22 protein-coding genes are annotated in these 19,706 nt (G+C 41.0%); 10 read left to right on the forward strand and 12 right to left on the reverse strand.

What is annotated here, in order from left to right; genetic code table 11:
* Nucleotides 1-40: 40 nt before the first annotated feature.
* From W03_RS02100 to W03_RS02135, 8 genes are all read right to left on the reverse strand, one after another.
* Entirely contained in the window at nt 41-2,134 is a 2,094-nt protein-coding gene (locus tag W03_RS02100; RefSeq protein ID WP_244070936.1) for a M3 family metallopeptidase, read from the reverse strand.
* 26 nt (nt 2,135-2,160) lie between these two features.
* On the reverse strand, nt 2,161-3,441 hold the full coding sequence (locus W03_RS02105; protein ID WP_244070938.1) for a dihydroorotase: 1,281 nt from the start codon (nt 3,439-3,441) through the stop codon (nt 2,161-2,163).
* 7 nt (nt 3,442-3,448) lie between these two features.
* Nucleotides 3,449-4,408: an aspartate carbamoyltransferase catalytic subunit gene (locus W03_RS02110; RefSeq protein ID WP_244070940.1), complete on the reverse strand. Its 960-nt coding sequence runs from the start codon at nt 4,406-4,408 to the stop codon at nt 3,449-3,451.
* Nucleotides 4,401-4,910 carry a bifunctional pyr operon transcriptional regulator/uracil phosphoribosyltransferase PyrR gene (gene pyrR / locus W03_RS02115; protein ID WP_244070942.1) on the reverse strand — a complete coding sequence of 170 codons (510 nt, stop codon included), beginning with the start codon at nt 4,908-4,910 and terminating at the stop codon, nt 4,401-4,403. The genes W03_RS02110 and pyrR overlap by 8 nt, the downstream gene beginning before the upstream one ends.
* Entirely contained in the window at nt 4,897-5,343 is a 447-nt protein-coding gene (ruvX, locus tag W03_RS02120) for a Holliday junction resolvase RuvX (RefSeq protein ID WP_244070944.1), read from the reverse strand. The genes pyrR and ruvX overlap by 14 nt, the downstream gene beginning before the upstream one ends.
* Before the next feature lie 65 nt (nt 5,344-5,408).
* Nucleotides 5,409-5,972 (reverse strand): YqgE/AlgH family protein, encoded by a 564-nt coding sequence (locus tag W03_RS02125; RefSeq protein ID WP_244070947.1) that lies wholly within the window; start codon nt 5,970-5,972, stop codon nt 5,409-5,411.
* Nucleotides 5,973-6,036: 64 nt separating this feature from the next.
* Nucleotides 6,037-6,663 (reverse strand): 2-polyprenyl-3-methyl-6-methoxy-1,4-benzoquinone monooxygenase, encoded by a 627-nt coding sequence (gene coq7 / locus W03_RS02130; protein ID WP_244070948.1) that lies wholly within the window; start codon nt 6,661-6,663, stop codon nt 6,037-6,039.
* Nucleotides 6,664-6,789: 126 nt separating this feature from the next.
* Nucleotides 6,790-8,094, reverse strand: a complete 1,305-nt coding sequence (locus W03_RS02135) for a (Fe-S)-binding protein (protein ID WP_279599986.1) — start codon at nt 8,092-8,094, stop codon at nt 6,790-6,792.
* 218 nt (nt 8,095-8,312) lie between these two features.
* On the opposite strand from W03_RS02135, the gene rpsP reads away from it, so the two are divergent.
* Genes rpsP through rplS form a run of 4 tightly spaced genes read left to right on the forward strand, consistent with a single transcriptional unit; the run spans nt 8,313 to nt 10,405 of the window.
* Nucleotides 8,313-8,579 carry a 30S ribosomal protein S16 gene (gene rpsP, locus W03_RS02140; RefSeq protein WP_244070952.1) on the forward strand — a complete coding sequence of 89 codons (267 nt, stop codon included), beginning with the start codon at nt 8,313-8,315 and terminating at the stop codon, nt 8,577-8,579.
* A 56-nt stretch (nt 8,580-8,635) separates the two neighbouring features.
* Complete coding sequence (rimM, locus tag W03_RS02145; RefSeq protein ID WP_244070954.1) at nt 8,636-9,142, forward strand: ribosome maturation factor RimM; 507 nt, start codon at nt 8,636-8,638, stop codon at nt 9,140-9,142.
* 8 nt (nt 9,143-9,150) lie between these two features.
* Nucleotides 9,151-9,924, forward strand: a complete 774-nt coding sequence (trmD, locus tag W03_RS02150) for a tRNA (guanosine(37)-N1)-methyltransferase TrmD (protein WP_244070956.1) — start codon at nt 9,151-9,153, stop codon at nt 9,922-9,924.
* A 34-nt stretch (nt 9,925-9,958) separates the two neighbouring features.
* Entirely contained in the window at nt 9,959-10,405 is a 447-nt protein-coding gene (gene rplS / locus W03_RS02155; RefSeq protein WP_279599987.1) for a 50S ribosomal protein L19, read from the forward strand.
* Nucleotides 10,406-10,496: 91 nt separating this feature from the next.
* Here rplS and arsC read toward each other — a convergent pair whose 3' ends face one another.
* From arsC to W03_RS02170, 3 genes are all read right to left on the reverse strand, one after another.
* Complete coding sequence (arsC, locus tag W03_RS02160; RefSeq protein WP_244070958.1) at nt 10,497-10,847, reverse strand: arsenate reductase (glutaredoxin); 351 nt, start codon at nt 10,845-10,847, stop codon at nt 10,497-10,499.
* Nucleotides 10,848-10,915: 68 nt separating this feature from the next.
* Entirely contained in the window at nt 10,916-11,437 is a 522-nt protein-coding gene (locus tag W03_RS02165; RefSeq protein WP_244070960.1) for an invasion associated locus B family protein, read from the reverse strand.
* Between the two features lie 96 nt (nt 11,438-11,533).
* A complete protein-coding gene (locus W03_RS02170; RefSeq protein ID WP_244070962.1) occupies nt 11,534-11,791 on the reverse strand; it encodes a DUF2024 family protein in 258 nt (85 codons plus the stop codon).
* 644 nt (nt 11,792-12,435) lie between these two features.
* On the opposite strand from W03_RS02170, the gene W03_RS02175 reads away from it, so the two are divergent.
* The 6 genes from W03_RS02175 (at nt 12,436) to W03_RS02200 (ending at nt 19,153) form a co-directional block, all read left to right on the forward strand.
* Nucleotides 12,436-13,701 carry a hypothetical protein gene (locus tag W03_RS02175; RefSeq protein ID WP_244070964.1) on the forward strand — a complete coding sequence of 422 codons (1,266 nt, stop codon included), beginning with the start codon at nt 12,436-12,438 and terminating at the stop codon, nt 13,699-13,701.
* Between the two features lie 87 nt (nt 13,702-13,788).
* Complete coding sequence (locus W03_RS02180) at nt 13,789-14,553, forward strand: FkbM family methyltransferase (protein ID WP_244070966.1); 765 nt, start codon at nt 13,789-13,791, stop codon at nt 14,551-14,553.
* Between the two features lie 11 nt (nt 14,554-14,564).
* A complete protein-coding gene (locus W03_RS02185) occupies nt 14,565-15,584 on the forward strand; it encodes a glycosyltransferase family 2 protein (protein WP_244070968.1) in 1,020 nt (339 codons plus the stop codon).
* Nucleotides 15,585-16,230: 646 nt separating this feature from the next.
* Nucleotides 16,231-17,409: an O-antigen ligase gene (locus W03_RS02190; RefSeq protein WP_244070971.1), complete on the forward strand. Its 1,179-nt coding sequence runs from the start codon at nt 16,231-16,233 to the stop codon at nt 17,407-17,409.
* A gap of 65 nt (nt 17,410-17,474) precedes the next feature.
* Nucleotides 17,475-18,452, forward strand: a complete 978-nt coding sequence (locus tag W03_RS02195; protein WP_244070973.1) for a class I SAM-dependent methyltransferase — start codon at nt 17,475-17,477, stop codon at nt 18,450-18,452.
* Between the two features lie 26 nt (nt 18,453-18,478).
* Entirely contained in the window at nt 18,479-19,153 is a 675-nt protein-coding gene (locus W03_RS02200; RefSeq protein WP_244070975.1) for an O-methyltransferase, read from the forward strand.
* A 123-nt stretch (nt 19,154-19,276) separates the two neighbouring features.
* Here the strand turns inward: W03_RS02200 and W03_RS02205 are convergent, their stop codons facing one another.
* Nucleotides 19,277-19,558 carry a peptidylprolyl isomerase gene (locus tag W03_RS02205; protein ID WP_375792704.1) on the reverse strand — a complete coding sequence of 94 codons (282 nt, stop codon included), beginning with the start codon at nt 19,556-19,558 and terminating at the stop codon, nt 19,277-19,279.
* Nucleotides 19,559-19,706 lie beyond the last annotated feature (148 nt).

A 19,706-nucleotide genomic window follows, 5' to 3' on the forward strand; every position in this document is an offset into this window, starting at 1 on the left:
CAATAATTTCTGTTACATAAACGATGATAACAAGCATTTATCAAGACACAGCAATGCCATTGTGACGGAGCAATGCATCTAATTCCGGCTCGCGCCCACGAAATGCAATAAAAGATTCTAATGCTGAACGACTTCCCCCAACTGCAAGAATTTCTTTTGCGAACTTTGCTCCTGTTTCGGTATTGACGACACCATCGATAGCTGTCTCCTCAAACAGGCTATATACGTCAGCTGATAATACTTCAGCCCATTTGTAGCTATAGTATCCCGCAGCATAACCACCTGAAAAAATATGTGCGAAACTGTTGGGGAAGCGATTAAAATCTGGAGGAATTATTACTGCAACATCTCGTCGTACTTCATCCAGTAATTGTAATACGGTTTTTCCAGCGTCTAGTTTAAAGTCATAATGAATGTGCATATCAAATAATGCAAACTCAATTTGTCGTAGCATTTGCATACCACTTTGAAAATTTTTTGCTGTAAGCATTTTATCGAATAACGAGCGTGGCAATGATTCTCCACTATCGACATGTTGCGTCATGCCACTAACTACATTCCATTCCCAACAGAAATTTTCCATAAACTGGCTGGGTAATTCAACGGCATCCCATTCCACGCCATTGATTCCGGATACACTTAAGTCTTCCACTTGTGTTAATAAGTGATGTAATCCATGACCAAATTCATGAAACAATACGATTACTTCATCATGTGTAAATAAAGCCGGACGCGAGCGATGATTGATGGTTACTGGTGCAGAGAAATTGCATGTCAGATAAACAACGGGGATTTGTATAGACGATCCACCACCTGATTTATCCTCGACATGTCGCCGGGTAATCGCATCATCCATCCAGGCCCCACCACGTTTACTGGGACGTGCATATAAGTCGAGATAAAATTGCCCGATCAGTTGACCGCTTGCGTCATGGATGTTAAAAAACTTTACATCTGGATGCCAGCACTGAACGTTACTCGTGGCGGGAGCTTGCGTGATACGAATACCATAAAGACTCTCCACCAGCTTGAACATACCCGTAAGTACTTTGTTTTCAGGAAAGTATTGTTTCACCTCTTGATCGGAGAATGCGTAGCGTGCTTCACGCAGTTTTTCACTTACATAAGCTAAATCCCAAGCTTCTAGATTGGGTAAATGAAGTTGTTTTTTGGCAAATTCTCGTAATTCTTGTAAGTCCTTATCAGCATGGGGTTTTGCTTTGTCAGCCAGCTCCTTCAAAAAATCTAAAACCTGTTGCGGCGAAGTGGCCATTTTGGTTGCTAAAGAGACTTCAGCATAATTGTCATACCCTAACAGCTCTGCTGCTTCTTGACGTAATTTCAAGATGTTATTGATGATTGGCATGTTATCGAGATCAGCCTCTGTTATGCGCGCTAATTCACTAGCGCGTGTAACATAAGCACGATACATCTTTTCACGTAAATCACGATTATTTGCATATTGCATGACCGGAAGGTATGAAGGCATATGTAAGGTAAATTTCCAGCCTGCTTTAGCATCAGCTTTTGCCTGTTCCTGGGCCGTTTGCAGCACATCATTTGGAATGCCTTTTACAGTTTCTTCATTCTCTACATATAAGGCAAAGGCGTTGGTTGCATCTAATAAATTGTCGCTGAAATTTGAAGATAACTTCGACAACGCCTCTTGAATTTCTAGGAAGCGCTGCTTTTTATCTGCAGCCAGTTCCGCTCCACCCAAGCGAAAATCGCGTAATTCATTATCAATGATTCTTTTTCGTGCGGTCGATAATGTCTCAAATTCCCTGCTTTTCCGTAATTGCTTGAATTTCTCGAATAGTACTAAATCCTGAGATAGCTCGGCATAGAATTGTGTGATCAATGGTAAATTTTGGTTATAAACTTCCCGTAATTGCGGGCTATTCATGACCGCATTGAGATGCGACACTTGCCCCCAAGCGCGAGAAAGACGCTCGTTTGCATCTACCATTGGTTGAACAAAATTTTGCCAAGTGGCAGGTTGTTGGCTACTTCGAGCTTGTTCAAGCAACGCACGGTTTTCTTTTAATAATATATCGATAGCCGTTGTAACCTGTTCGGCTCGGAAATCGGCAAAGCGAGGTAAGCCCGAAAAATCAAGTAGCGGATTTGACATGATGTTAGCGTATCCAAAAATAAAAGTTAATTCTGTTTTTCATAAACAATATGACCATTTACCAAGGTATACCTGGTTTTTCCGGGCAGCTCCATACCTAAGAAGGGTGTATTCTTTCCCTGACTTAGTATGGAACTTGATGTCACTTTCCAATAGTCATTGGGATCAAAAATACAGATATCAGCAGCGTTACCGGTAGATAAATTTCCTGCATTGATGCCTAGTATTTGTGCCGAATCATGAGTAATTTTGCTTAATGTTTTTAGGAGCGGTAAGCGCATTTCTAATCCCCATTTTAGGACGAGCGACAATAACAGTTCTACACCTGTTGCTCCTATTTCGGCTTGACCGAAGGGTAACAATTTTGCATCTTCGTCTACGGGAGCATGGTCTGAACAAACAGCGTCAATGGTTCCATCTAATAAGCCATGTCGTAGCGCATCGCGATCGCTAAAACTACGCAAAGGAGGCATCAAATGACAATTTGAATCAAAGAAGCCAATATCCATATCCGATAAGTGCAGGTGATTAATGGAGACGTCACAAGTTATCGGCAAACCTCGTTGTTTTGCATCACGAATCATTGACAGGCTCTCGATGCTTGAAATGCGGCATAAGTGCACTTTAACGCCAGTTTCTTTCATTAATAATATGATATTCGAGATAGCGATGGTTTCTGAGCATACAGGAATCGTAGGTAAGCCTAATCGTGTTGCCACCTCTCCGTCATGTGCTACACCGTGATGCGTTAAGCTGATTTCTTGTGGGCGCAGCCATACAGAAAAATCAAAAGTGGATGCATAACGCATGGCTTGCATGAGGATACGTAAATTGGATAACAAACTATTCGGTTGACCAAAAACTACACAACCAGCATCAAATAATTCGGCCATTTCGGTCAATCGCTCACCTTTGAGTCCTTGCGTTAAAGCACCCACCGGATATACATGAGCTTGGTTGAGATTGCGCGCGCGGTGTTTGAGCATTTCAACTAAGCCCGGCTCATCCAATGGTGGATCGGTATCGGGTGGACATGCGAAGCTGGTGATTCCACCAGCGACGGCTGCAGCCATTTCAGATTCTAACGTGGCCTTATATTCCAGTCCTGGTTCACGTAATCTAACTGATAAATCAACTAACCCAGGACATACCACTAGCGATTGCGCATCAATGATTCGATTCGCCTGAAATTCACTGGGCGCTGTTCCAGTTGCGATAATTTTTCCCTTGGCAATAAAAATGTCTTGAATGGTATCAATGCCTTGTTTTGGATCTATCATTCGACCGTTTTTGATATGAATTCTCATTACGGTTTTATGCCTGATTACCGGCAAGAATTGACATTACTGCCATACGAACAGCGATACCAAAAGTAACTTGTGGCAAAATTACCGACTGTTTTCCGTCAGCGACTGCAGAATCTATCTCTACACCTCGATTCATTGGTCCGGGGTGCATCACAATGGCATCCTGCCGAGCTAATGATAATTTTTCAGGTGTTAATCCATAATATTTAAAATATTCTTCAAAACTTGGTAAGTTAGCACCTGTCATGCGCTCGTTTTGCAGCCTTAGCATCATCAATACATCAATATCTTTCAATCCCCTTTCCATCGTATGGTAAACGTGTACACCGAGGCGCTCAACCATTTTTGGTAAGAGGGTTTTAGGTGCAATTACGCGTACTTCCGGAACACCAAGTGTTGTTAAAGCATGGATTTGCGAGCGCGCTACCCTTGAGTGCAAAATATCACCGATAATGGCCACGCGCAAATTGCGAAACTCTCGCTTATAGCGACGGATAGTGAACATGTCTAACAAAGCTTGTGTTGGATGCGCATGGCTACCATCGCCGGCATTGATTACGCGAATATCTGATCGTACGTGCTTTGCAATCAAATGAGCTGCGCCACTCTGAGCGTGCCGCACGACAAACATATCTGCATTCATAGCCGATAGATTATTGACGGTATCAAGTAGCGTCTCTCCTTTGGATTCCGAGGAAACTGCAATATTGAGATTAATAACGTCGGCAGATAATCGCTTGGCGGCAATCTCAAAAGTTGTGCGCGTGCGTGTACTTGGTTCAAAAAAAAGATTAAAAATCGATTTTCCGCGTAATAAAGGTATTTTTTTTACATCTCGTTCGGTAACTCCGACGAATGATTCCGCCGTATCTAAAATATGTAACAGAACAGAAACTGGCAAGCCCTCTGTAGTTAATAAATGTCGTAACGTACCATTTTCATTGAGCTGGGGGTTCCTGCTATTCATGGTTAGAAGCTTTATCGTATATTTTTAAACTGAGCTTATCATTCTCATCGCGTTGCAACTCCAACATTTGATTGTCGGGTATTTTTAATTCGGTACCCACATATTGTGGGGTAATCGGTAACTGCCTTCCACCCCGGTCGACTAATGCGACAAGACTGATACAGCCAGGACGGCCATAATCGAATAATTCGTTAATCGCGGCACGGATAGTGCGTCCGGTATAAAGCACATCGTCAATCAGAAGGATGTTCGATTTTTCCACATCGAATGGTATTTCGGAAGGCTTTACTTGCGCGTGTAACCCTCTTTTATCAAAATCATCCCGATAAAAAGATACATCTAACATGCCCAGCGGATGCTGTATGTTCAATTCTTCATGCAAACGTTGTGCCAACCACACACCGCCTGTATGTATGCCTACTAACGCAATACCTTGGATTCCCGTAGAGTATATTTTTTTTGCTAAACTTTCAAAAAGTTCTTCAGCATCAGGTAATTGCATGTTTATTTTCATCAAAAAATGATTGTAATATTTGTTGTGCAGCCACTTGATCTAAAATTGCTTTTTGTTTTTTTATTGTTGTGACTGCTTCACGCAGTGCAATTGCGGCAGTTTGGCTAGTATATCGCTCATCCACGAGAACCGTCGGAATGTTGAAGCGTCCATGAAGGCGCTGTGCAAAACGTCGACTTAAGTTAGTCATTTCATGGGGAGTGCCATCGATATGCGTGGGTAGTCCAACCACTAATAATACCGGTTGCCATGTTTGAATCATTTTCTCGATAGCCAAAAAACGTTGTACATTAGTTTCGTGGTGTATGGTTTTTAGAGGCTGCGCCAATGTTGTAAGGGTATTGCCAACTGCTACACCAATACGTTTTTTACCAAAATCAAAAGCTAAAATAGTACCTTCGGGTAATTGCTGTAAACTCATTTTTCATTTTAACCGACAAAGCATAACCGAATGATTCTTCGATCATTAGGTTTTGTTTTTATCGATTATGCATGCCCGACTTCATGAGAAAGATTTGCATCTCGAATTCCTAATGATTGCATAGCTGCAGTAAATTTCTCTTCAGAAGCTAGATTGAATATGATTTCCTGTGAAGCTGGTACTGTCAACCATGTATTTTGGCTTAATTCGGATTCAATTTGCCCTGGAGACCATCCGGCATAGCCTAATGCGACCAATGTTTTTTCAGGACCTTGATCGCTGGCTATTGCTTTCATGATATCTAAAGAAGTAGTTAAGCCAATTTCTTTGTTTACTACCAAAGTAGATTGCCATTTGCCAATTGGATGATGCAATACGAAACCGCAATCCATTTGTACTGGCCCACCAAAAAGTATCGGCGTCAATTCGTTAACAGGTTCGTCCAATTGTGGAATACCCAATTGTTTAAATAAGCTCATTAGATTCAAATCGGTTGGGCGGTTAATTACAATTCCTAACGCACCATAATCATTATGTTCACAAATATATGTTAGGGTTTTCGAAAAAACCGAATCTTTCATAGTTGGCATTGCCATTAAGAAATGATTTGTTAAGTTAATGTTTTCCATAAAACTTGTCCAATATTTTAAATCACTTCTTGAGAATTAGACTAAATAATGACTCAATCGTCACTTAGACCCAGTAAGCTGTCTGAGTCATTATTTTAGAGCTAAATTTCATAGCTGCTTTTATAGGTATGGGCAGTTCGGCGCCGCCGTGTGACAATGCCATAGTTGCATGACTAGCCTCGTCAATTTTCATTTGCATCACGATCGCGCGGCTCTTTTCATCATTCACTGGCAGTCTTTGTAAATGACCCGATAAATGTTCCTCAACTTGGCGCTCGGTTTCTGCAAGAAACCCTAAATTCCACTTGTCACCTAATAACCCAGCGACGCATCCGATTGCAAAGGATCCACCATACCAGAGCGGATTTAAGAAGCTTTTTCGACCGCCCAATTCATTGATTCGTTGTTCAGTCCAAGCTAGATGCTCAGTTTCTTCACGCGCAGCTTTCATCAACGTTTTCTGTACTTCTTCATTGCGTGCCGTTAGGCTTTGACCTTGATACAAGGCTTGTGCACATACTTCACCAACATGATTCACACGCATAAGTGCGGTTGATAGTTCTTTTTCGGTATTGGTTAGCTCATTTTCGAAGCTATCGCTTCCTGGTGTTTTGCGAATCGTTTGTGCTGGTACCAGCAGCGTACGTAAAGCAGAATCAAAACCGATAATGAGTTTGTCAAAATTGATCATAATCACAGTGTTAGATAGACGAGATAATGGATTTATTATAATGGACATGTACCACGAGCGTTAAAATTTTTCAACAAAGATATCTTATCGGTGTAGCAAAAGCTTGTCGGTGAGCGCTACCCTCAGTCAGTTTGTCAGCCCCATTTGCCGGGCGAGTAGCGTTACTGGGTGCAATACTTCTACCGGAATATTTTTACCCCACAATCCCTGAGTAATGTGCATTGAACAGCCGACATTTGAAGTTACCAAATATTTTGCATCATGTGTTACCAAATCATGTAACTTATGTGTAAGCAAAGCATTGGCTATATCGGATTGATCTAAAAAATAAGTTCCAGCTGCACCGCAACATTGATCATTATTCTCCAAAGCAATCACCTGAGCATTAGGAATGCGCGACATGAGCGCATAAGGGTAAGATTGTCCTTGTAATACGTTACGTAACGTACAGGGATCATGAACGACAATTTTATCGGATAACGGCGCAATATCAACCTGTTCCCATCCAGACGCAGTAGTTAGAAATTGACTAATATCCATGATCGAATGATTTTCATCGAATAAACCGTGTTCTGCTAATTGCGCGCCACAACCTGAGGCTGTGGTAATAATTGCATCGACATGGTGTGACTCAAATGCGATTTTGTTTTGCTTATTTAATAATGATACTTCTTTTACATGACCGCTATGTTGATACAAGGCACCGCAGCAAGTTTGCTTTTGAGGCACATGGACGGTATACCCTAAACGATTTAATACGTAAATGCTCGCATTTAAGGTTGCAGTATCAGTTAATCTGGCTACACAACCGAGAAACAAAGCGACTTCTCCGCGTTTGTTTTTATTGGCCGAATAAGTTTCTTTCCATGTATGGTTAATAAAAAATGATGCCTTCGTTTCGCTTGTGCTTGCATATGGAAACTTCGTAATTGGAAGGCTGGCAAGTAATTTTATCAATGGATTTGCCTTCAGTTGATCAAACGAATGAATCCACTTCCAAAAACCGCTTGTTTGTATAAGATAGTACAAGCGACGCAGTTTTTCTAATCGATTCGGTTGCGTAAGCAATGTTTTTTGTAAAAGGTGTTTTAATCTGGATTGGCTTGTTTTCTTGATTGGTTGCGGTTGCTCTAGCAATAAAGCCCGAGTTTGATCGATTAATCGACCATACGAGACATGATTTGGACAAATGGCTTCACAGGCTCGGCACGTCAAACAACGATCCATGTGTTCGATAAATCGTGCATTCATAGAAATTTTTCCCGTTACTGCACCTTGCATAAGTGCGATACGACCACGTGGAGAATCGGCTTCGGATTTCAGCAGTCGATAGGTTGGGCAGGCTGGCAAACATAAGCCACAAGACACACACTGATTTGCCTCGTGAGCGATAATTTTCTTAAAATTAGTAGATGAAGAACGGGATGGCAAAATATTAATTTCTCTTTATATAAAATATACCCTGGAATGCAATGTATTTTTTCGTGATTTATGCTTAATCATTTTTACTTAACTTGTAAAGGAAAAGCAAACCGCAAGCCTAATGGTAGCATTCTCAATGCATTTTGTTTCTTGTCAGATGAACCAAAATTACTGTAAAATTAGCGGTTCTTCTTTTTATACCTGCAGTCAGGGGCTTACAGATAAAAATGGTTATTATTAGATTAGCAAGGGGTGGTGCCAAAAAACGCCCATTCTTCAATATGGTTGTTGCGGATTCGCGTTATCCTCGTGATGGAAGATTTATTGAGCGCGTTGGATTTTATAATCCTAGAGCTGTTGGAGGGGAGGAGCCTTTGCGCGTTCAATTGGATCGTATTTCGTACTGGCAATCTCAAGGCGCCCAGCTATCGCCAACTGCAAATCGCCTGGTTAAACAATTTACGGTTAATACTCAGAAAGCTGCAAATAGTTAGTTTTGTTATTGCTGAGTTGCTATCGCGAATAAGAAAATATCTCGCGTATGATTGTGATGGGGCACATCTTAGGGCCCTTCGGGACTCGTGGGTGGATTAAGGTTCACCCATACACGGAGTGTATTGATGGATTGCTGCAGTATTCATCATGGTGGTTGGGTGCAGAAGAATCTGCAAATTGGCATAAAACGGAACTCGTGACGGGTCATGTTAACGGTGATAATTTAAATGTCCGGTTAGCAGAATATTCTGACCGTGAGCAAGCCTTTCAATTAAAAGGATTACAAGTTGCGGTGCCACGTAGCTATTTGCCTGTTTTGCCAGATGAGCAAGGTAGTTACTACTGGTCGGACTTGGTTGGTAAGCGTGTCATCAATTTAAAATCCCATTATTTGGGTAAAATTATTGGGTTGTTTGAAACCGGTGCAAATGATGTATTGCGCGTACAAAATGACTCCATGGGGAATTCTAAAGAGGTTCTCATTCCTTTCATCAAACAGACCATTATTCAAGTAGATCTGGAGAAATCAAGGGTAATTGTTGATTGGGAGTCGGATTTTTAGTGAAATAGATGAAGCCTTTTGCGTGCGATGTTTTGACATTATTTCCGGAAATGCTTAATGCTGTTACTCAGTATGGCATAACAGGGAGGGCTTGGAAGAATCGTATTTTTGAATTGATAACATGGAATCCACGCGACTTTAGCAATAATAGTCACCGTACTATCGATGATAGTCCCTACGGTGGCGGACCTGGAATGGTGATGATGGCTGAACCTCTGGAAGAGGCCATTATGCAAGCCAAATCGAGACAACATGAACTTGGAATTATACATCCGGAAGTTGTTTACTTGTCACCGCAAGGAAAAAAGCTCACGCATGCAATGGTTAAAGAATTGAGTCTCGGTAGTGGATTGATTTTTGTGTGTGGAAGATACGAAGGCGTTGATGAGCGTTTCATTGTACGGCAAGTGGATAGAGAAATCTCGATTGGTGATTATGTGCTTTCGGGAGGGGAAATTGCTGCAATGGTACTTATTGATGCAATTGTTAGACAAATTCCTGGTGTATTAGGAGATTCTGAATCAGCAAACCAAGATTCTTTTGTTAATGGACTATTGGATTATCCTCACTATACTCGACCGGAAATATATAGAGGAGAGCACGTTCCTGAAGTACTAATCTCAGGGAATCATGCGCATATCCAACGTTGGCGTTTGCAGCAATCACTCGGAAGAACTTGGTCTAGGCGGCCAGATTTACTTGAAACAAAAATTTCGCATGGCATGACAGTCGAGGAACAAAAACTTCTAGAAGAATATAAACAATTACACAAAACAAGGTAAAATCGGCAATCTGAAAAATGGAGCAAAACAAATCATGAATCTTATTGATCAATTAGAAGCTGAAGAAATTAAACGGCTTAACAAAGACATACCTGATTTTTCGCCAGGGGATACGGTTGTCGTTAACGTTAACGTTGTGGAAGGAGACCGCAAGCGCGTGCAGGCTTATGAAGGCGTAGTCATTGCAAAACGTAACCGAGGATTGAATTCGTCTTTTATTGTTCGCAAAATTTCAAGCGGTGAAGGCGTAGAGAGAACTTTCCAGGCATACTCACCATTAATTGCGAGCATTGAAATTAAGCGCCGTGGTGAAGTGCGTCGCGCTAAACTGTACTATCTTAGAGATCGATCAGGAAAATCCGCACGTATTCGCGAAAAGTTATCGACTCGTACGCAAGCCCTAAAAGAATCGGTATCAAGTTCTGCTCAAACCAATGTTGTCGCAGAAGAGGTGGAAAATAGCGACGAAGCAAACAAATAAATAGATTGTGTAGATTTTATATTTATAAATGAGCACTCAAAAAAGCCATGCAAGAACTTTTATCTTGAGTGGCTTTTTAAATTGAGAATTATTATCTTTTATTCAATAAATCGAAAACATTTTCAGGTGGACGGCATATTTTAGCTTGATCACCGCGTACTACGATAGGGCGCTGCATTAAATCTGGATTATCAATCATCGCTTGCATGAGTTCTTCATCGGAAGCGTTTGCTAATTGACTGGCAGATGATTCGTCTTTACGCAAAATATCTCGTGCGGTTACACGCAATTTAGCAATTAGCTCTTTTAGTTCGCCAATCGTCAAAGGTGTCTCATAATAATTCACCGAATCAAATTCTTCTCCGCTCTCTGCCAGAATGGACAGCGTAGCTCTACACTTACTGCAAGTAGGTTTCTGGTAAATCTTTATTTTATCGTTCATTCATTGTGATGTTTAAAGTTTATGTTTATAGGCATAAACAGAATTGCACTAATTATCGGCATGATATTTTATTTGATGCCACATTCTGAGGATATCGCTTTATAAGCCGCTGAAGAACCGCTCAAACCAAAGGTATCAGCGGTGCTAGTGCCACGAGAAGAAACACCTTTCACAACTAAGGAGTTACCTCGTTTGATCGCATCTACGATTTTATCGTCAGTCGCTTGATCGCGCGCCCATGCTGAGTCATCCTGAGTAAAAAGCTGGAAAGTCAGATTATTTGCAGTAGCTGAGGCCTCACTACCTGTTTTATAGGTATAGCCCGATACATAACTAAACACATTTTTGCTTTTTTCTGATGGACGATGTGTAATTAATGCAAACACATCTCCTCTTTTCGAATAATTTCCAGAAGTTTTCTTAGGTTGGCTAACCATATAGCAAATTTTATTGCCATTCTCCATAAAAGTGTAAGCTACCCAATCACCATGCTCACCAATCATTTTCGGTTCCGTAGCATGTGCAACATTACTAAACAGAGGAAGTAGAAACATGCTAAATAGTAGTAATTTTGTATACTTTAATTTCATTTTTTGAAGAAACCTTAAAAATTATCAGGATGTCAAGCAATTGCCCAATGCCCATCAGCAATATGCCAGACAGTTAAAATTGATACTGTTTCGTTTTTATTGGCATCCTTCCATTTTATAAATATAAAATCCGCTTTTATTGATTTCATCAACTACATGGTCAGGTGCGCCCTGACTGTGGCAGAAACTGCATTCTTTACTAGTGACGACTGCTTCATTTTCACCGATTGAAGTAAGCCATTGTTTTGCATATTCAACAGCTTTTTTATCATCCTTTATGGACGTAAAAACATCAAAATGCATAGTGTGGCCGTCTTTGGCTTTAACGTAGGTATCATATACGTGAATTTGCATTTGCTTAATCCTTTATTACAAAATCAATTATTGTTCAGAAATATGCATGGCATCATGCTGCTACCTGAGTTGTTCAAATAACTTTTTTGGGACAGACAAAATACTATACCAAGTTATCAGCAAAACTTAAACTGCTATGCGCATAAAGAACAGGTGTATAGTCATGTTTTGAGTGTAAAAATTCCTGTTTTATAAGAAGAAATGGAAATAATTTTGAAACAAGGCGATTATTCATAAACCTTTTTCTTATCAGATTCTAAAGAATGGTTTTAGGAGTCATCGGGTAATAGTCTATCAGATCAGTGATTGGCTTAAGTTTTTGGTAGGCTGTTGAAAATCTGTTTGCCTTTGTTTTATGTCGCTTCGCTTCGAAATTGTTTTGCGAAGAATTGTTCCGGGAGATCAGTAATTCGGTAATAGTATGGTCTTCCAATGCTTAGTGTTTTGCTGGAGTTAAAGCAGTTAAAGCAAAAGGTGATGGTTTGCTGGTGTTTCCACATTCGCAAAGGTAAAATAACGCGGTTTGAACTCTTATTGGATGTTTTTATTGGGGCAAGCCAGAGTGACCCGGGAAAAAACTTTTCTTCTTTCTTGGGTCTGGCATATTTTAATTTAAATAAATTGATAGTCACTTCTATGCAGCCATGAAAGCTCTTTTTTTTCTCCGTCACTACAATGACATTGATCATATTACACCGGTTATTTACAAATGGATTCAGTCTGGTCATCAATGTGATGTGGTGTTAATTGGTTCTGCAAAATTTCGGCGCGATTTTCGTGTGCAATTTTTGAGTCAACTAAAAGGCGTCCGTGTGGCGCATATGCGAGAGCTGTTTTCATGGTTGCATTACATTAAATGGCGTTTGCAAATGTTATTGCTGACGCGGAACGTCCGACGCGTAAAAATTATTGGAAATTTGGTTGCCGCATTGGCAGAGCGCTTTGATGAAAAGAAACGTGAACCGTTATGGCGATATACAGCGAATTTTTTGCTGGAGCGCTGTTTTGCCGGGAGTAATCAAGGTGTAGTCGCTTTTGACTGGATTGAAAGAAATTCAGTGATTTGCGTAGAGTGGGTAGAGGTTGTTGTTGCAATGGCGAAAGACAAAGGATTTAGCGTTGTTTCATTACCCCATGGCGATAGCCCGCATGCAAGTCAATTAATCCGGAGAGGCGAAAGGCAGGTAGGACCGGACGCTTTGTTTTCTACTGCAGCGATTTTTGACAAACTGGTAGTGCCTAATGAATTGTGCGCGATACGTTTTCGCCCTTTTCTATCTGAAAATAAGATTGCTGTACTTGGTTCGCCGAGGTACTGTGAGGAATGGTTAAGCGTTCTTTCCGGCCTAATGCCGCCATCACCATTGGTGCGTTCAAACAGTCGACTTAAGGTTGTTATATTTTTGAGGAAAGCTAATTTCACAACCTTCTGGGAAGAAGTGGAAGAAGTGGTGCAGATGATTGCAGAATTTCCGGAAGTAGAACTGATTATCAAACCGCATACGCGTAGTGGCTGGAAGCAGTCATTGACTACAAATAATACCATTCGTAAATTACGCAATGTTCGGATTGCTGATGATAATACACATTCTGTGCATTTGATGAATTGGTCGGATGTGGTTATCGATTTGGCGACATCCGTGGTTTTCGAATCTGTCCGTGCCAAAAAACCAGTATTAGCGGCGGACTATCTGATTGCAGGACGATCTGCGGTAGCCTACTACATGCCGGAGACTGAGCTGAAGTGTCGCGATGATGTGTATGAAAGGATCAATGGTTTTTTGACGCGAGGACTAGATTCATTTTATGTAGAAGAGAATCGGCAACGTTTTTTGAAAGAGATGCTCGATGTTCCAGATGGCAATGTTCTTTCGCGCTTTGTGAAGCTGCTTGAAACGTCAACGAAATGATGTTGTCCTACTTTTATGGGGTTGATCAGTAGAGATCTTTGCAAAGGTTTCCGTATGTCAACATAGGTTACCTAAAATAAAAATATCGTGTCAATTAAAGAGATCATTAATGAATTGGTTGTGGTTGCGTATAAGCTCAATGGAGGTTTTATAAAGATTCCAGTCAGAGATCAGTCTATTTTGATCTCGGTAGATCACTTGCGTACTTTGAATCGCGCAAGAACCTATTCGATTAAAGAACCCGATACATTGGATTGGTTAGATAATTTTGAACCCGATTCTTGTTATTTTGATATTGGTGCGAACATTGGACAGTATTCTTTGTATCCGGCAAAGAAATATGGTGACAAGATTCGGGTTTATGCTTTCGAACCGCAGAGCAATAACTATTATGCACTTAATAAGAATATATTTTCCAATGGCTTGGATAAGAATATTTTATCCTATTGTGTGTCTGTCTCTGGACAAAGTAAATTCTCAAAATTATTCGTTCCAAAGTTTATTCCGGGTGGTAATCGATCGCAGTTTGGCGCTGAAGATCTAGAAAATATGAAGGTGCCTACGGCATATACGCAAGGTATATTTGGTGTAACGCTGGATGATTTGTGTGGTCGATGGAAGTTTCCTTGTCCGAATTACATCAAAATTGATGTAGATGGATTGGAGATTGCTATTTTGAAAGGTGCGGCAATCACTTTGAAGAATCCTGCATTGAAATCGATTATTGTAGAGCTAGGCACTGAAAATGAACGTAATGAAGCGCTCGCACTCATGCAGCAAGCTGGGTTGAAAGTAAAGCAAGTGTCAACCAGAAATTGGGGTGAGACTTGCGTAGTTTTTGAAAGAAGTTGATGTAATTGGTTATGGATAAGGCAAGTTTATTGTCTGTCGATGTTGTTATTCCTGTTTATAACTCTCCCGATATAGTAAAACGCTGCATTGATTCGGTGATCGCGCATCTGGGTCAATCCATTCATAAAGTATGGATTCAAGACGATGCCTCCAATATGGAAACGCGGGAGATGCTGGATAGATTGACCTACGCGCAAGTACATGTGCACCATGCTGTGAAAAATCTAGGGTATGGTCAGTCGGTCAACGAAGCAGTTGCACGCTCCGATGCCGATTTGGTGTTGGTACTTAATTCAGATACCGAATTACGAGAAAATTTTCTGCCGACGCTATGCAGCGCGCTACAACAAGATGAAAAGCTTGCGGTTGTTAGCCCAATACACGATTCTTTTTTCCGCTATCATCCTAGTCGGTATCAGCGCCAATCGGGCGGTTATATTATGACTCACCGTTTTCAAGGCTACGGTTTCTTGGTTCGGCGTGAGCTTTTTATCTCGATGGGGGGATTCGATCAGCAATTTGGTCGTGGATATTACGAAGATATTGATCTGGGGCGCCGTTTGATCGAACAAGGTTGGCGCTTAGGTATCCATGCAGATTGTTATATTTATCATAAAAGCGGCGCTTCATTTGGTCGTGGAGAGGACTTTCAAGCACTGGTTGCGCGTAATCGCGCACGCTATTTTCTTCGTTATCCCGATGCGAGAGAAAATGTTTTGTTGATTTCTAATCAACACTTATTTCTGGATTTGTCGCCCGAATTGGTTGATAACTTGAATGTGGTTATGCAGCGCGGAGGAAGTATTTATTGGTTGACGCCATTGCCACCACCGCAGCTATCGTGTTTGCAAGTACACAGCGCTCCTGTTAATTTATTTAGCCTTTTTCGTTTAATGCTGAGAGGTAAATCGCGTGCCGATAAGCGTATTTCCGCAGTTTGGATACTTGAAGGGGTTCCATGGGTATGGCAAATACTGTTGAGAGGATTCGTTCGTCTCAATAAACTTAAGCTGCGAGAGTGGGTTAATTGAATTAGGGGATGCTGAATTAATTCATTGTAAGGTTGTGTAGTCTTTTGTGTTACTTCTTCCATTTCTAGCGGACACTTTTTTATTGAGTCCAGAGCATTCCAGTCTATGTGAGAAACTGTGGTTTCTCGCGATTTGATTTTACTCCATTAATTTTCTTTCAAAATTATCCTGGACAGAGGGAATGCAAGTCACATTCACAATCCATAATTGTTTGATATTTTTCGCTTTGAAATGACGTTGTACCAGATCTAGCACGGATGACTGTACTTGCTAGGATGAGTTGCAACTACAAAACCACGTGACGGCCGAATTTGAGGTAAGGCTTTTCAATTCAAATCAAAGTATTGTCGTATGGCATATTGAGAGTTGCTGCTATCAATTTCAAATAGAAAGCGATTCCGTCACGTCCGTTTCTTCTTTGCTGTATATTTCAGTTCAGAACAACTTGATTGCATTGTTTTATCCAAATTTGTCAGTATGATGTATTTTACAAACCGTTATGACTCAAATCGATCTGGTCGAATACATCAGTGCGCCTTTAGTAATTTTTACTATAAAAGCGTTATGGAATCTATAGCTATTCACCCTGATGCGATTGAATTTCTTCCCGCATAAGGCCTTTTTATACAAAAACTCAATGAGTCTTATGTACATTCATTCTAACTGGCAAGAAATATTGATTCGATCAACATTGGTTTTGGTTGGTCTAGGGCTTTGGAATAGCGCACTTGGTCTAATATTTTTTCCTTTATTGGTGGTTGCTTGGATAGTTGACGGTGGCTTGCTTCGTTTTCATCAGACTATCCAAGAGCCGCTGGTCCAAGCACTTTTGCTATTATGCTTATTGTTGGTATTAGGCTTGTCATGGGGCGAACAATTTGAAGATAATCGCATGAAGTGGTTGAAATATTTCAAGTTGTTGATTTTTGTTCCATACTATTCGCTTCTGAATCGGGAACGATTATTTTGGGCGTTGGCGGGGTTGCTGTTCGGCTATGCGGCTGTTCTGATTTTGGGAACGTATCAGTCGATTGCTTTGGGTATACAAGGTGTACCGCTATTGTCGATGTCATATTTGAGCTTTTCGGCGATACTTGGGGTAGGTTTTGTGACCTTGATAGGTATTTCGTACATGAATCGATCCCTTCTTGTGCAAGCTTCACTGTGGGTTCTGGCGCTCGCCATATTGTTGCTCCAATTTCATCAGAATAGCAGGGTTTTTCTCTGTGCTGCTGTAGTAGCAACGGTGGTTATGTTTTTTTGTTATTACAGGACGCAGCGCTTGAGGTTGGTGGCAATCTTGTTGTCGTTATTGGTTGTTGTCGGCATTTTTGCCTCGAGTAGTAAAGTATTTCAGGAGCGTTGGATACAAATCAAAAAAGATTTTGAATGGATGCAGCAAGGTCATTATGATTCCAGTCTTGGCTACCGCATAGCAATGTGGGATGTGGGGTTGCACGGTATCGCTGAGAAACCCTTATTAGGGCATGGAACGGGTGTGGCGGCAGGATACTTTGAGAAGACCATTAAAAGCTATAAAGAGGGTCGCTACCAAGATTTGCCGAAATTTCAAGGGACTGCGCATTATCATAATGATTGGATTGAGATCGGTATGCATCTGGGGTTGTTGGGTATATCGGCCTTAATCTTTTTATTCTGGAGTTGGTATCGTACCTTTGAAAAAAATAACTTCACGATATTGGGTGTTGGTTTGATAAGCTATATGTTAGTAGCAGGTCTTGCCGAGACCCTCCTGGTTTTTAGTAAAGTGCTCTTATTTTTATTGATGATGACCGCAATAATCATGCATTGGAGAAAGCAATGATTTCATTTCTTGATATACGCAACGCAAAGAGATTCATCGGATAGTTTTTGAGCCGCTGCATGGGTATGCAAAACGATATGTATCCTATTGCCACCGAAACCAATATTGTCTGTTATTTATGCGGAGAAAGCGGAGCGATCATTTACCGTGATTGTGTTGATCATCTGTTTGGCGCGCCTGGTAAATGGGATTTTAAGAAGTGTACCGCAATAAATTGCGGTCATATTTGGCTCGACCCAAGACCACATGTGGACGATATAGGCAAGGCTTATCAAAATTATTATACACATGATGCAAATGATACGCGCCTAACCGGTTGGTTAAAGATATTACGCACAGTATTGCATCGACTCAGCTTATTGGGCCTATATAAGGAGCGCCAACGATACAAACACATGTATCTTGATGAGGTAGTACAGGGCAATCTGCTGGAAATTGGGTGTGGAAATGGTAAGCGATTAAATAGACTGCGTAATCTGGGATGGAAAGTGACCGGTCAAGAAATCGATCCGGCTGCCTACGAATTCGTAACCCGTAACCTAGGAATATCTGTTCATTTGGGGCCGCTCGAAAGTTTAAATATTTCTGAGCAATATGACGTGATTCTGATGAGTCATGTCATTGAGCATGTACATGATCCGGCTGCCTTATTAATATCTTGTCTGAGATTGTTAAAGCATGATGGTTTGATCATATTGCTTACGCCCAATACGGATAGTTATGGTCATCGGAAATTCCGTGCGGATTGGCGAGGATTGGAGCCGCCAAGGCATCTTCATTTGTTTAATTCGAGAACTTTGATGCGATTAATGCAAAAATCTGGATTTCAGTGTCAAAAATCATGGACAGTACCGATTACTGCTTTTGGTATCGGCCAAAACAGTTCTGCAGTTCCAAATTCTGTTACGAAACTGTCACAGTCGATTAGCTATCGTGATATTTTTCGAGGGTTTTGGTTCCAATTGCTTGCACGTATTGTATTTATACTAGACAAGCAATCTGGGGAAGAATGTGTTTTGATAGCCAGAAAAACAAAGGATTAATATAGAGCTGAAATAAGGAGGATTGTATGAAAAAAGAGAAAAATCAAATAGATATTGCTTCTCATATCGTGCGCCCTGATATTGAAAGTTATATGCGTACTTTGGCGTCACTTACGGATGATCCTGTCTTACTTGAAATGGAAGCGTTTGCAAAACAGCAGAATTTTCCGATTGTGAATCGTTTAGTTGGGGTTTTTTTAGCAATGCAGGCTGAAATGATCCAAGCAAAGCGTGTTTTTGAATTCGGCAGTGGTTATGGTTATTCGGCTTATTGGTTTGCCAAAGCGGTAGGTGCTGAGGGGCAGGTGACTTGCAGCGATAGTAATCCAAACAATCGAGTCGCGGCGGAGAAATATTTAGCAAGCACCGGTTTGTGGCAGCGCCTTAATTTCCAAGTTGGAATGGCGCAAGATGTTTTTTTATCAACCGAAGGTATGTTTGATATTTGCTATAACGATGTGGATAAGGAAGCTTATCCGGAAATTTGGCAAATGGCTAAAGACAGAATACGTCCGGGTGGCTTGTATATTGCTGATAATGTTTTGTGGAGCGGGCATGTAACTGCACAAAATGATTCTAGTGCCATAAGCGGATCGACAAAGGCCATCATCAAGCATAATCAAATGATTTTTAATGATGCGGCATTTGATGCTTTTATTAACCCTACCCGTGATGGCGTGCTCGTGGCTAGAAAGAAGTAATTGACGATGCAGAACTCGGAGTGTCTCGAATTTTTTAGGTGCGCAAAACAGTTTTGATCACACCAAGCGTGCTAAGTGCGATCAATAAGCTCTGGTTTCTTAAGCAAGACCTTGTTCCGTTTGTTAGTCACTGCGTTTCGTTACTTCCAATAAGTGATATCCAAATTGTGTTTTCACCGGTCCTTGTACTTTCCCAACTGGCGCACTGAATACAACTGCATCGAATTCTTTTACCATCTGTCCGCGACCGAATTCACCGAGATCTCCTCCTTGTTGTCCGGATGGACACTGCGAGTGCTGCTTGGCAAGCTCTCCAAAACTAGCGCCATTTTCTATTTCCGTTTTAAGTGATTGGCATTGTTCTTCGGTTTTTACCAAAATGTGACGTGCGCTGGCGCGTGGCATGATTTTTCTCCTTTTTTAGGATCGTGCTTCCAAAAATTAAATTTTTACAACGATGGGTAAGGTCTCTAGCAATTTTTAACCGCAAAGTATTTCAAATTTTTAGCAGCACTATCGGTTATTTTAACGTGTTACAGTTAAGCATAACGTG

This window comes from Nitrosomonas sp. PY1 (genome assembly GCF_022836435.1).
Lineage (GTDB): Bacteria > Pseudomonadota > Gammaproteobacteria > Burkholderiales > Nitrosomonadaceae > Nitrosomonas.

Coding starts and splice junctions, on each gene's coding strand:
- W03_RS02100 (WP_244070936.1), bottom strand. CDS start 2,134: ATGTCAAATCCGCTACTTGATTTTTCGGGCTTACCTCGCTTTGCCGAT.
- W03_RS02105 (WP_244070938.1), bottom strand. CDS start 3,441: ATGAGAATTCATATCAAAAACGGTCGAATGATAGATCCAAAACAAGGC.
- W03_RS02110 (WP_244070940.1), bottom strand. CDS start 4,408: ATGAATAGCAGGAACCCCCAGCTCAATGAAAATGGTACGTTACGACAT.
- pyrR (WP_244070942.1), bottom strand. CDS start 4,910: ATGCAATTACCTGATGCTGAAGAACTTTTTGAAAGTTTAGCAAAAAAA.
- ruvX (WP_244070944.1), bottom strand. CDS start 5,343: ATGAGTTTACAGCAATTACCCGAAGGTACTATTTTAGCTTTTGATTTT.
- W03_RS02125 (WP_244070947.1), bottom strand. CDS start 5,972: ATGGAAAACATTAACTTAACAAATCATTTCTTAATGGCAATGCCAACT.
- coq7 (WP_244070948.1), bottom strand. CDS start 6,663: ATGATCAATTTTGACAAACTCATTATCGGTTTTGATTCTGCTTTACGT.
- rpsP (WP_244070952.1), top strand. CDS start 8,313: ATGGTTATTATTAGATTAGCAAGGGGTGGTGCCAAAAAACGCCCATTC.
- rimM (WP_244070954.1), top strand. CDS start 8,636: ATGGGGCACATCTTAGGGCCCTTCGGGACTCGTGGGTGGATTAAGGTT.
- trmD (WP_244070956.1), top strand. CDS start 9,151: ATGAAGCCTTTTGCGTGCGATGTTTTGACATTATTTCCGGAAATGCTT.
- rplS (WP_279599987.1), top strand. CDS start 9,959: ATGAATCTTATTGATCAATTAGAAGCTGAAGAAATTAAACGGCTTAAC.
- arsC (WP_244070958.1), bottom strand. CDS start 10,847: ATGAACGATAAAATAAAGATTTACCAGAAACCTACTTGCAGTAAGTGT.
- W03_RS02165 (WP_244070960.1), bottom strand. CDS start 11,437: ATGAAATTAAAGTATACAAAATTACTACTATTTAGCATGTTTCTACTT.
- W03_RS02170 (WP_244070962.1), bottom strand. CDS start 11,791: ATGCAAATTCACGTATATGATACCTACGTTAAAGCCAAAGACGGCCAC.
- W03_RS02175 (WP_244070964.1), top strand. CDS start 12,436: ATGAAAGCTCTTTTTTTTCTCCGTCACTACAATGACATTGATCATATT.
- W03_RS02185 (WP_244070968.1), top strand. CDS start 14,565: ATGGATAAGGCAAGTTTATTGTCTGTCGATGTTGTTATTCCTGTTTAT.
- W03_RS02190 (WP_244070971.1), top strand. CDS start 16,231: ATGTACATTCATTCTAACTGGCAAGAAATATTGATTCGATCAACATTG.
- W03_RS02195 (WP_244070973.1), top strand. CDS start 17,475: ATGCAAAACGATATGTATCCTATTGCCACCGAAACCAATATTGTCTGT.
- W03_RS02200 (WP_244070975.1), top strand. CDS start 18,479: ATGAAAAAAGAGAAAAATCAAATAGATATTGCTTCTCATATCGTGCGC.
- W03_RS02205 (WP_375792704.1), bottom strand. CDS start 19,558: ATGCCACGCGCCAGCGCACGTCACATTTTGGTAAAAACCGAAGAACAA.